Genomic DNA, 13,861 nt, shown 5'->3' on the forward strand with positions numbered 1-13,861 from the left:
ATGCCGGAGCCCGAACCGTTCCCGCTGGCGCCGGCGCAGCTCGGGGTGTGGTACGCCCAGCTGCTCGACCCGGACGTGCCGATCAACATCGCGCAGTACGTGGATGTCGACGGCGATTTCGATCCTGCTGTGCTGCATGAGATTTCGATCGACGCGGCGCGCGAGTACGAGTCCACCGTGGTGCGCCTGGTCGAGATCGGCGGCCGGCCCTACCAGGTGCTGGATCCGGCGCTGCCGGTGGACATCCCGCTGATCGACCTGCGATCGCACCGCGATCCGGCGGCGGCGGCGCACGAATGGATGCGAGCCGACTACACCGCGCCGGTGAACCTGCTCTCCGATCGGCTGTTCGCGGGCGCCGTGCTGCGTCTCGGTGAGCGGCGCTGGTTCTGGTATCTGCGGGCGCACCACCTGGTCCTGGACGGATACGGGGCGGTCACCAACACCCTGCGGGTGGCGCAGCGCTACATCGCCCGGTTGCAGGGCGTCGAGCCCGAACCGGTCGGCCCCAGCGGCCTGCGCGATCTGGTCGCGGCCGAATACGCCTACCGGGACAGCGAACGCGCCGGGCACGACCGGGACTACTGGGCGGAGCGGATGCGCGGGCTCGATGGCGCCACCACCCTCGACGGGCGCAACGCGCCGCGGGCCGCGGGCAATCTGGTCTACGGCCGGGCCCTGCCGGACACCGTGGTGCAGCATCTCAACGACCTTGCCGCCGCGAACGATTCGACCCCGGCGGTGGTGCTGCTGGCGGCCTTCGCCGGATATCTGGCCCGGCTGACCGATCGCGACGAGGTGGTGCTGAGCCTGCCGGTGACCGCCCGCACCAGCGCGGTGTCCCGGCGTTCCGCGGGCATGCTGTCCAATATCGTGCCGCTGCGGCTCGCCGTCGGCGACGTGACCTGGGCGCAACTGTTGCAGGCGACCCGGGCCGAGGTGTCCGGGGCGCTGCGTAGGCAGCGGTACCGCTACGAGGACATCCGCCGCGACGCCGGGCGCGACACCCACACCGCGCGCCGGGCGCTGTTCGGGCCGATCGCCAATATCATGCTGTTCCAGAGTGATCTGCCGCTCGGCAACGCCGTCGCGCGCTATCACGTGCTGTCCACCGGTCCGGTCGAGGACCTCAGCCTCAACGTGTACTACGGCGACAGCAATTGCGTGCACGTCGATTTCGAGGCCAACCCGAATCTGTACGGCGCCGACGAGATCGCCCGGCACCACGGCCGGTTCCTCGGATTCCTGCAACGGCTGGTCGAACTGGATCCGGCGCGCACCCTGGCCTCGGTGCCGGTGACCACCGATCTGGAACGCGAGATCAGCGTCCGCACCTGGAATTCCACCACGGTGGAACTGCGTCCGGCGGGCGGGCCGGTGCCGACGCTGGCCTCGTTGTTCGCCGACCGGGCGGCGCGGACGCCGGAAGCGGTGGCGCTGCGCTTCGACGGCGCCGCGGATCTGACCTACGGGCAACTGGCCGAGTCGGTGAATCGACTGGCGCGGCACCTGATCTCGCGCGGCATCGGCCCGGAGGACCGGGTCGCGCTGCACCTGCGCCGGTCACCGTGGCTGGTGATCGCGATGTACGCGGTGCTCGCGGCGGGGGCGGCCTATGTGCCGCTGGACCCGGACCACCCGGCGGACCGCACCCGGTACGTCCTGGCCACGGCGCGACCGTCCTGCCTGCTGACCACCACCTCCGACGCACCCGCGGACCGGGCCGGCGCGGTGCTGCTCGACGAACTGGACCTGTCGGGGCTGCCCGGCGGTCCGGTCTGGGATCGCGAGCGCGCCACCGCATTGCGACCCGCGCATCCGGCCTATGTGATCTTCACCTCCGGATCGACGGGACGGCCCAAGGGCGTGGTGGTCTCGCACGCCGCGATCGCGAACCGGCTGCTGTGGATGCAGGCCGCCTATCGACTGCACGAACGGGATGTGGTGTTGCAGAAGACACCCGCCACCTTCGATGTGTCGGTGTGGGAACTGTTCTGGCCCTTGCAGATCGGCGCTACGCTGGTGCTGGCACAGCCGGACGAGCACCGGGATCCGGCGGCCCTGCGCGCGAGCCTGGCCCGATTCGGGGTCACCGTCGTGCATTTCGTGCCGTCCATGCTGGCGGCGTTCCTGGCCGGGGTGGCCGTGAGCGCGGCGGTGCCCCCTTCGGTACGGCTGGTGTTCACCTCCGGTGAGGCGCTGACCGCGCCGCTGGCGCAGCGTCTGCTCGCGGCCGGGCGGCTGACACTGCACAATCTGTACGGTCCCACCGAGACGGCCGTCGATGTCACCGCGCACGAGGTGACGACGGCGGACCGCACCGGGGTCCCGATCGGGGCGCCGGTGTACAATACGCGGCTGTACGTGCTGGATTCACGGCTGCGGCCGGTGCCCGTGGGCGCCGCGGGCGAGCTGTATCTGTCGGGGGTACAGCTCGCCCGGGGGTATATCGCCCGGCCCGATCTGACCGCCGAGCGATTCGTGGCCGATCCGTTCGGTCCGCGCGGGACGCGGCTGTATCGCACCGGCGATCTGGTGCGCTGGACCGCTCACGGTGAGCTGGAGTATCTGGGCCGCACCGACTTCCAGGTGAAACTGCGCGGGCTGCGGATCGAACTGGGCGAGATCGAGACCGTGCTCGGCGCGGTGCCGGGTGTGGCGCGGGCCGTGGTCGTGGTCCGCACCGATGCCGCCGTCGAACAACTGGTGGCCTATGTCGTCGAAACCGCGCCCGGGGCCGTCGATGTCACGCGGCTGCGGGCGGCGGCGGCCCGGGAACTGCCCGGCTACATGGTGCCCACCGCCTTCGAGGTGCTGGACGCGTTGCCGGTCAACGGTTCCGGGAAGCTGGATCGATCGGCGCTGCCCGCGCCGGTCCGGGTGGCCGTCGAGCATCGCGCCCCGGAGACGACGATTCAGCGGACCGTGGCGGGCGTGTTCGGCGAGGTACTCGGCCGCGAATCGGTCGGCCTCGATGACGATTTCCTGGCGCTGGGCGGCAATTCGCTGGTGGCGACGCAGGTGTCGGCGCGGCTGAATGCGGAACTCGGCTGCCGGTTGACCGTTCGCGATCTGTTCGACGCCGGGACCGTGGCCGAGTTGGCGGTGCTGATCGAGGACGACGGGGACAACGCCGAATCCACCGCGCCGGTGCTCGTCGCCGGGGAGCGACCGGCGCGGGTGCCGTTGTCGCCCGCACAGCAACGGATCTGGTTCCTCAACCGGCTCGAGGGCGGGGCCGCCTATCACCTGCCCTTCGTGGTGCGGCTGACCGGCGCGGCCTCGGTACCCGCGCTGTGCCGGGCCGTCGCCGATGTGGCGCAGCGGCACGAGGTGCTGCGCACCGTATTCCCCTGCGACGCCGACGGTGTCGCCTTCCAGCAGCCGCGGCCCGGTGAACCGGTCGAAGTGGTGCGCATCGCCGCCGACGATCTTCCGGCCGAACTGGGCCGATTCGCCACCGCCGGGTTCGACCTGGAATCGCGGCCGCCGTTGCGGGCCCGGGTGTTCGAGACCGGTGCGGAAGTGGTGCTGGCAGTCGTGCTGCACCACATCGCCGCCGACGGACTGTCGCTGCCGGTGCTCGCCCGCGACGTGAGCCACGCCTACCGGGCCCGCCTGGCCGGCGCGGCCCCCGAATGGCCGCCGTTGCCGGTGCAGTACGCGGATTACGCGGTGTGGCACCGGGATCGGCTCGGCAGTGCCGACGACGCCGATTCACTGGCGGCCCGGCAGCTGCGGTACTGGTCCGCGACGTTGACCGGGGCCCCGGACCAACTCGACCTGCCCGCCGACCGCCCCCGCCGCGCGGTGGCGAGCGGCCGGGGCGCGGTCCTGCACCACGAGATCCCCGCCGATCTGCACGCCGCGGTGGCCGCCTACGCCCGGACCCGGTCGGTGTCGGTGTTCATGGTGCTGCACGCCGCCCTGGCCGCGCTGCTGGCCCGGATCTCCGGCGGCGACGACATCGTGATCGGCACCCCCGTCGGCGGCCGCGGTGACCGCGCCCTGGACGACCTCATCGGTATGTTCGTCAACACGCTGGTGCTGCGCACCCGGGTCGACGGCGCGGAGCCGTTCGCCGCGCTGCTGGACCGGGCGCGGACCACGGACCTCGCGGCCTTCGCCCACCCGGACCTTCCGTTCGAGCACCTGGTCGAGGCCCTGAACCCGCCCCGCTCCCAGGCCCGGCACCCGCTGTTCCAGGTGTTGCTGTCGGCGGCGGGCCCGGAGCCCGGACCGCTGGACCTCCCGGATGTGACGGTGCGGACGAGTACCCTGGATACCGGGACGACCAAGTTCGACCTGCAACTCACGGTCGCCGAGCACTTCGCCGGTGCCGCTCCCGGGGAAGGTCCGGCACCGGCGGGGATTCACACCGAATTCACCTACGCCACCGACCTTTTCGACCCGGCCACCATCGCCGGCTACGCCGCCTGGTTCGCCCGGCTGCTGCGCGCCGCCGTCACCGACGACACCACCCCGATCGCCGACCTGCCACTGCTGGACGCCGAGCAGTGGGAGCGAGTACTGGCCACGGCCGCGGCGGCCGGCACGACCGACGACGCGGTCCCGGCTGCCGAGCGTACGGCGGCGGGCCGGCCGGCCCCGTCTGCCGTCCCCGATTCGATCACCCCGGCGGTGGTCGCGGCCGCCAACGCTCGTGTGGTCGATGAGATGAACGATACGGATGCGATGCGGCCGCCGCTGTCCTCGGCCGATCGGCGCCGGGGACGAGGGGCCCGGCAGGATGCGGCGGACAGGGCGTCGACCGGAGATTCGGGGGAGACGGACGGCGGGCTGTTCGAGGCCGCCGCGCCGGGCGATGACGGTGGACCCGCATCGGCGGGTGGGCCGCGGCGGCCGGACGCGGCCGGAACGCACGGTGTGGTGACGGCTTTCGCCGCGCAGGTGGCGCGGACGCCGGATGCGGTGGCGGTGGTGTACGAGGGCGTGGAGCTGTCGTATGCCGAGTTCGCGGCGCGGGTGAATCGGCTGGCGCGGGAGCTCGTTTCGGCCGGGGTGGGGCCGGAGACGGTGGTGGCCCTGCATATTCGGCGGTCGCTGGATCTGGTGGTCGGGGTCTACGCGGTGCTGGTGGCCGGTGGTGCGTATGTGCCGCTGGATCCGGAGCATCCGGCCGAGCGGAATCGGTATGTGGTGAGCACTGCCCGGCCGGTGTGTGTGCTGGTCGGGGTGGACGGCGTGGTGTCCGGGGCGGACGACGAGGTGGCCGGGTGGGGGGTGCCGGTGCTCGCGGTGGACGGGCCGGCGGTGCGGCGGCGGGCGGCGACGCCGGTGGCCGACGGTGAACGGCGTGCCGTATTGCGGCCGGAGCATCCGGCCTATGTCCTGTTCACCTCGGGGTCGACCGGTCGCCCGAAGGGCGTGACGGTGTCGCATGCGGCGGTGGCGAACCAGATCGCCTGGATGATCGGCGAATACGGCATCGCGGCGGACGATGCGGTGCTGTTCCGGACCCCGGCGACCTTCGATGTGTCGGTGTGGGAGTTGTTCGCGCCGTTGTGCGCCGGGGGACGACTGGTGGTGGCGCCGCACGAGGCGCACCGGAATGTCCGGGAGTTGGCCGAACTGGTTGCCGTGCAGCGGATCACGCTGATCTCGTTCGTACCCTCGCAGCTGGCCGTGTTCGCCGCCGGGGTGGCGGCAGTGGAGATTGCCTCGCTGCGTGCGGTATTCGTCGCGGGCGAGGCGCTGGCCGGTGAGGTGGCGGCCGGATTCGCCCGGGTGTCGGATGCGGAGCTGCACAATCTGTACGGGCCCACCGAATTCACGGTGCACGCGACGCATGCGCCGGTGACGGTGGCCGCCGGGCCGGTGCCGATCGGACGGCCGGTGCGCGGTGGCGCCGCGTATGTGCTCGATGCGCGGCTGCGGCCGGTGCCGGATCTGGTGGCCGGTGAACTGTATCTGGCCGGAATCCAGCTGGCCCGGGGGTATCACGGGCGAGCGGGGCTGACCGCCGAGCGGTTCGTGGCCGATCCGTTCGGCGGCGGGCGGCTGTACCGGACCGGCGATCTGGTGCGGCGGCGCCGCGACGGCGTCCTGGAATATCTGGGCCGCACCGATTTCCAGATCAAGTTGCGAGGGCAGCGGATCGAGCTCGGGGAGATAGAGGCGGCGCTGGCGGCGGTGCCGCAGGTGCGGGCCGCCGCGGTGCGGCTGGTCCGGCACGACACCGGTGACCTGCTGGCCGCCTGTGTCGTCACCGACCTCGCGGATCCGGCGGAGGTGCTGCCGCCACGACTACGGGCGCAACTGCCTTCGTACATGGTGCCGACGGTGTACGTGCGCCTGGAGGCGTTGCCGCTGAACGCCTCCGGCAAACTCGATCGCGCGGCGCTGCCGGAACCGGTGGTGGCGGCGGTGGGGTACCGCGCTCCGGTGACGGCCGCCGAACACGCGGTCGCGACCGTCTTCGAGCAGGTGCTCGGAGTGGAACGGGTCGGCGCCGCCGATGATTTCTTCGCCCTCGGCGGCAATTCGCTGGTGGCGACCCGGATTTCGGCCCGGCTGTCGGCATGGTCGGGTGCGGAGGTGCCGTTGCGGGCGCTGTTCGAGCATCCGACCGTGGCGGGGCTGGCCGCCGCGCTGTCGCAGGAGCCGGTCGCGGTGCGGCCGCTGCTCGCGGTCCGGCCCCGGCCGGAGTTCGTGCCGCTGTCCTATGCGCAGCAGCGGATGTGGTTCCTGGAACAGTTCGACGCCGGTTCGGCGGTGAATTCGCTGGTCGCGGCGATCCGGCTGGAGGGCCGTCTCGACGAGGGCGCCTTGCGGGCCGCAGCCGGGGATCTGGTGACCCGGCACGAATCGCTGCGGACGGTCTACCCGGCCCGCGACGGTGTGGGATATCAGCGGGTATTGCCCGCGGCCGCCGTCGAATTCCGGTCCGGCACCATTGCCGAATACGAAATCGAGTGCGCTGTTCAGGAATTCGCGCGCCGTGGTTTCGATGTCGCGGCGGCGGCGCTGATCCGGTTCACCCTGCTGCGGATCGCGGCGGAATCCGACGCGGCCGAATCCGGTTCCGGCCGGTTCGTGCTGGTCGTCGCCGTGCACCATCTGGCGGCGGACGGCTGGTCGATCACCCCGTTGGCGCGGGATCTGTTGCGGTCCTACCGCCGTCGCGTCGAAGGCGACCCGGCGCAGCCGGATCCGCTACCGGTGCAGTACGCCGACTACACACTGTGGCAGCGGGAACTGCTCGGCGCCGAGGACGATCCGGATGCGCGGATCAGTCGCGGGATCCGGTTCTGGACGACCGAACTCGACGGATTGCCGGATCTGCTGCCGTTGCCGGCCGACCGCCCGCGCCCGGCGACGGCCTCGGGACACGGTGACCGCCTGCGGTTCACGCTGGATCCGGCGCTGGTCGCCGATCTGCATCGGCTGGCGCGCGATTCCCGGGCGACCCTGTTCATGGTGGTGCACGCGGCCTTCACCGTATTGCTGGCGACGCTGTCCGGGCAACGCGACATCGCCGTCGGCACCCCGGTCGCGGGGCGCGGTGATCCGCTGCTCGACGACGTGGTCGGGATGTTCGTGAACACCGTCGTGCTGCGCACCGAGATCGCGCCGGAGTGGACCTTCGCCGACCTGCTGGCCGCCGTGCGGGATCGCGACCTGCGCGCGTTCGAGCGGGCCGAACTTCCCTTCGAGCGGCTGGTCGAGGTGCTCGACCCGCCGCGTTCGGCGGCCCGGCACCCGCTGTTCCAGGTGATGCTCGATCTGCCGGCCATCGACCGGACCCCGTTCCGGCTGCCGGCGCTCACCGGCACCTGGGTCGACATCGACACCGGCACCGCGAAATTCGACCTGCAACTGACCCTCGCCGACCAGGAGGACGGGCTCGCCGCGGTCTTCGAGTACGCGACCGATCTGTTCGACCCGCCGACCGTGGCCGGATTCGCCCGCCGGCTGCGGCTGCTGCTGGAAACCGTTGCCGTCGCGCCCGATCGGCGGCTGGACCGGCTGAACCTGCTGTCGGACGCGGAATCCGCACTGGTGTTGCGGGATTGGAACGCCACCGAATGCTCGATCGGCGCGCTGCTGCCACCGGGGCTCGACCCCGCGACCGCGACCCTGCCCGCGTTGCGGGAGGCGCTGGCGGTCCGCGATCCCGGGCTGCCGGCGGTGACCTTCGAGGGAATCACCCTCACCCACGGCGAATTCGCCGCCCGGGTGCGGCGGCTGGCCCGCTGGCTGATCGAACGGGGCGTCGGCCCCGACGTTCCGGTCGCGCTGAGCCTGCCTCGCTCGCTGGACCTGGTGGTCGCCGTGCACGCGGTGGTGGCCGCTGGTGGTGCCTACGTGCCGTTGGATCCGGAGCAGCCGCCGGAACGCCTGCGGCACATCCTCGACACCGCGCAGCCGGTCTGCGTCCTCGCCGCCGAGGCGCAGCCGGGGCTGCCGGAGGCCGGCGTGGTCCGGCTGGACCGGCTCGACCTGTCGGCGTATTCCGCTGCGCCGGTCACGGATACCGAGCGGCCGGCCCCGTTGCGGCCGTCGAACACCGCCTACGTGATCTTCACCTCCGGGTCGACCGGACGGCCGAAGGGCGTCGCGGTGCCGCATGCCGCGATCGTCAACCGGCTGCTGTGGATGCAGCGCGAATACCCGCTCACGGCCTCGGATGTCGTTCTCCAGAAGACGCCCGCCACCTTCGATGTGTCGGTGTGGGAGTTGTTCTGGCCGTTGCAGACCGGCGCACGGCTGGTGGTCGCGGCGCCGGACGCGCATCGGGATCCGGTCGCGCTGACCGCGTTGATCGAGTCCGCCGGGGTCACGGTGCTGCATTTCGTGCCGTCGATGCTCGCGGCATTCCTGACGGCGGGTGACATCGGGGCGTGCGGTTCGCTGCGCCTGGTCTTCACGTCGGGGGAGGCGCTCACCGCGGCTCCCGCGCAGCGGATGCGGGCGACGACCGGTGCGGCCGTCCACAATCTGTACGGGCCCACCGAAGCCGCCGTCGACATCACCCGGCACGAGGTGACCGACACCGAACCCGATCTCGTCCCGATCGGCCGTCCGGTCCTCAACAGTCGCGGCTACGTGCTCGACGACCGGCTGCGGCCGGTGCCGCCCGGCGTCACCGGCGAGTTGTACCTCGCGGGTACGCAATTGGCGCGCGGCTACGCGGGCCGGGCCGATCTGACCGCGGACCGGTTTGTCGCCGATCCGCACCGGCACACCGGCTCCCGCATGTATCGCACCGGCGATCTGGCCCGCTGGAATGCGGACGGTGAGCTGGAATATCTGGGCCGCAACGATTTCCAGGTCAAACTGCGTGGCCTGCGGATCGAACTCGGTGAGATCGAGGCGGCGGCCGCCGAGGTCGCCGGGGTGGCGCGGGCGGTGGCCGTGGTGCGCGCCGAGCGTCACACCGGCGACCGGCTGGTCGCCTACCTGGTCCCCGTCCCCGGCGCGACCGTCGACCTCGACGCGGTGCGCGCCGCGATGGCGCGGCGGCTGCCGTCCTACATGCTGCCCGAGGCGTTCGTGACGCTGGACACGCTCCCGGTCACCAGTTCCGGCAAGCTGGATCGCGCGGCCCTGCCCGCTCCGGCGCTCGAGGAGCGGGCGTTCCGGGCGCCGACGGGTGCGGAGCAGCGCCTGGTGGCGACCGTGTTCGCCGAGGTGCTGGGTGGAATCCCGCACGGCCGCCCGGGAATCGGCCGCGACGACGACTTCTTCGCACTGGGCGGCAATTCGCTGGTCGCCACCCGGGCGGCGGCCCGGCTCGGCGCCGCACTCGATGTCCATGTCCCGGTGCGGATGTTGTTCGAGGCACCGTCGGTCGCGGCACTGGCCGCCCGCTTGCAGGAGCATGCCGGGGCCGCGGCCCGCCCGCCGCTGACCGCCCGCACCCGGCCCGCCCGGTTGCCGCTGTCCCCGGGGCAACAGCGCATGTGGTTCCTCGACCGCTACCGGGCCGGCGCCGCCACGGATACCGCCGCGGCGACCGACAACATTCCACTGGCCCTGCGGCTGCGCGGTGACCTGGATCGGGACGCGCTGGCCGCCGCCCTGACCGATGTGGTCACCCGGCACGAATCGCTGCGCACCGTCTACCACGACGGCCCGGAGGGACCCGAACAGGTCGTACTCCCCGCGGCCCCGGTGGAATTGCCGCTGGAGCCGGTGGTCACGATGGCCCTGCCCGCCCTGCTGGCGGCGCACGCCCGGATCCGATTCGACCTGGCCGCCGCGATCCCGTTGCGCGCGCGCCTGTTCCGGCTCGCCGCCGGCGATCACGTCCTGGCGATCACCGTGCATCACATTGCCGCCGACGGCTTCTCGCTCGGGCCGCTGGCCCGCGATCTGGTCGTGGCGTACACCGCGCGCCGGTCCGGGCACGCGCCGCAGTGGCAGCCGCTGGCCGCGCAGTACGCCGACTACACGCTGTGGCTGCGCGACATTCTGGGCGCCGCCGACGATCCCGGCTCCGAACTGCGTCGGCAGCTGGACTATTGGCGCACCCGGCTGACCGGATCGCCGGAACAGCTGGATCTGCCCGCGGATCGGCCGCGCCCGGCGGCGCCGTCGTATCGCAGCGGCACCCACCGGCTCGGCATCGATTCGGATCTGCACAGTGAACTGGGTGAACTCGCGCGCAAGCACGAGACCACGCTGTTCAGCACGGTGCATGCGGCGCTGGCGGTGCTGCTGGCCCGGCTGTCCGGCACCGGCGACATCGCGCTGGGCACCCCGGTCGCCGGGCGTGGTGACGCCGCGCTCGACGATCTGGTCGGCATGGTGGTCAACACCGTGGTGCTGCGCACCGAGATCGATGTCCGCAGCCGGTTCGACACCGTGCTGGACGCGGTCCGGGCCGACGATCTCGCGGCGCTGTCGCATGCGGACGCCTCATTCGACGCACTGGTCGAACTGCTCGCGCCCGCCCGGGTGGCGCATCGGCATCCGCTGTTCCAGGTGGCCCTGACCTTCCAGAACTTCACCGTCCCGGACTTCGAGACGGCGGGACTCGACATCCGCCCGGTGCCGCTGGCGGCGCCCGCGGCGAAGTTCGACCTCCAGTTCACGGTGGTCGAGCAGTTCGGCTCGGACGGCCGCGCCGGTGGTCTGGATATCGAGATCACCTATGCCACCGATCTTTTCGACGCGCCGACGGTGGCGGTGCTGGCCCGCCGGTTCGAGCAGGTGCTGGCGGCGGTGGCCGCCGATCGCACCGTGGTGGTCGGCGACATCCAGTTGCTGAGCGCCGAGGAACAGCGCCGCGCACTGTACGAGTGGCCGATCACCGGCGCCGACGAGGCCGGAATCGACACGGTGGTGGCGCGTTTCGCGGCCGCGGTGGCGGTGGATCCGGATGCGGTGGCGGTACGGGACGGCGACACCTCGCTCACCTACGCCGAACTGGATGCCTGGTCGAACCGGCTGGCCCGGCGGCTGATCGGGTCGGGAGTGCAGCCGGAAGCGCTGGTGGCGGTGGCCTTGCCGCGTTCGGCGGAGTTGGTGGCGGCGCTGCTGGCAGTGCTCAAGAGCGGCGCCGCGTATCTGCCCGTCGATCCCGCCTATCCCGCCGATCGCATCGAATGGCTGCTCGCGGACGCACTTCCGGTGTGCGCGCTCACCAGTGCCCGGAGCGGACCGGCCCGAGGCTGGTTCGGCGGCCCGGTGATCGATATCGACACGGTGGCCTGGGATCGGCTGGATTCCGGGCCGATCGGTGACCGGGACCGGCGACGGGCGCTGCATCCGGCGCATCCCGCCTACGTCATCTACACCTCCGGGTCCACCGGGCGGCCCAAGGGCGTGATGATCCCGCACCGCAACGTGATCCGGCTGCTCGACAACACCCGGCGGCACTTCGGATTCGGCGCCGACGACGTGTGGACGCTGTTCCATTCGTATGCCTTCGATTTCGCGGTGTGGGAACTGTGGGGTGCGCTGCTGACCGGTGGCACGGCGGTGGTGGTCGACCATGCCGTCACCCGGTCGCCGCAGCAGTTCCGGCAACTGCTCGTCGACGAGCGGGTCACGGTGCTCAACCAGACGCCGTCGGCGTTCCATCAGCTCGCCGCCGCCGATCTGGCGCTGCCGCCCGCGCCGTACCGGCTGCGCCGGGTGATCTTCGGCGGTGAGGCGCTGGATCCCGCGCGCCTGACGAGTTGGTTCGAAAGATATGGCCGCACACCGGAACTGGTGAACATGTACGGCATCACGGAGACCACCGTGCATGTCACCCATCAGGTACTGGATCCGGCGCGACCGGCCGCGCTGATCGGCGGCGCGCTCGCGGGACTGGCCGTGCGGCTGCTGGATTCGCGGTTGCGACCGGTGCCGGTCGGGGTGCCCGGCGAGATCTATGTGTCCGGTGGCCAGGTGGCGCGCGGCTATCTGGGCCGTCCCGCGCTGACCGCGGGCCGGTTCGTCGCGGATCCGTACGGCCCGGCCGGAGCGGTGGCGTATCGCTCCGGCGATGTGGCGCGGTGGACGGCCGCGGGTGCGCTGGAGTATCTGGGCCGGGCCGATCATCAGGTGAACCTGCGCGGTTTCCGGATCGAGCCGGGCGAGATCGAGGCCGTGCTGCTGGCCGCCGACCGGGTGCGCGAGGCGGTCGTGATCGTGCGCCACGACGACACCTTCGAGGACGCCCGCCTGGTGGGGTACGTGGCCGCCGACGGCGCCGTGGATCCGGAGTCGTTGCGCCGCCGGGTCGCGGCGCGGCTGCCCGAGCACATGGTGCCGGTCGCGATCGTGATCGTCGAGCGAATTCCGTTGACGGTCAACGGAAAACTGGATCACGCGGCGCTGCCCGCGCCGCACTTCGAGACCGCTGCGCATCGCCGGCCCGCGACGCCGGCGGAGGATCTGGTGGCCGCGGTCTACGCAGAGGTGCTCGGCGTGGAGGCGGTCGGCGCCGACGACGACTTCTTCCGCCTCGGCGGCGGTTCCCTGGCCGCGGCGCGGGCGGCGGCGCGCATCGGTGCCGCACTCGCGACGGTGGTCCCGGTCCGCTGGGTGTTCGAGGCGCCGCGGGTGGCCGATCTGGCGGCGCTCGCGATCACGGCCGGGCGGGCACGGCCGGTGCTGCGCGCCGGCGACCGGATCGGCCCGATCCCGTTGTCGCCGGCCCAGCAGCGGATGTGGTTCCTCAACCGGTTCGACGATGCCGGTGCGGCGTACCACATTCCGCTGATCCTGCGAATGTCGGGACGATTGCAGGTGGCGGCGCTGCGGGCGGCCGTCGGCGATGTCGTCGCGCGGCACGAATCACTGCGGACGGTCTACCCGGACACCGGTGGCGCACCCGCGCAGGTGATCCTCCCGGTCGGGGAGCCGGTGCTGCCCGCATCGATTGCGGTGTCCGAAGCCGAAGTGGCGCAGCGGATCCAGCAGCTCGTCGGCACTCCGTTCGATGTCACGGCGGAGCCGCCGGTACGGGTGCGGCTGTTCGAGATCGGCACGGCGGGAACCGAACACGTCCTCGTCGCGGTGCTGCACCACATCTCGGCGGACGGCTCCTCGGTGGGACCGTTCGCCCGGGACCTGATGTCCGCCTACAGCGCCCGGCTCGGCGGCAACGCGCCGTCGTGGCCGCCACTGCCGGTGCAGTACGCCGATTACGCGGTGTGGCAACGGGCGCTGCTGGGTGACGAGAACGATCCGCAGTCGTCGGCGGCCGAGCAGATCGCGCACTGGCGCGCCACGCTCGCGGGACTGCCGGATCAACTGGATCTGCCCGGGGATCGACCGCGCCCGCCCCGGCAGAGCCTGCGCGGGAGCCGGGTTGCGCTCGCCGTCGCTCCCGATGTGCATGCCCGCCTGCGGCGGGTCGGCCGGGCAGCGGGCGCCACATTGTTCATGGTCGTGCACGCCG

1 protein-coding gene (only partly in view) is annotated in these 13,861 nt (G+C 72.0%); it reads left to right on the forward strand.

All coding sequences use genetic code 11. The features are described from left to right. Positions 1-13,861, forward strand: the 5' portion of a protein-coding gene (locus LBW94_RS36535) for a non-ribosomal peptide synthase/polyketide synthase (RefSeq protein WP_225058438.1). The gene runs 4,073 nt beyond the window's last position; the window shows 13,861 of its 17,934 coding nt (coding positions 1-13,861); the start codon lies at positions 1-3; its stop codon lies off the right edge, out of view.

The sequence above is a fragment of the Nocardia sp. alder85J genome (assembly GCF_020176955.2).
In the GTDB taxonomy this organism is placed as follows: Bacteria; Actinomycetota; Actinomycetes; order Mycobacteriales; family Mycobacteriaceae; genus Nocardia.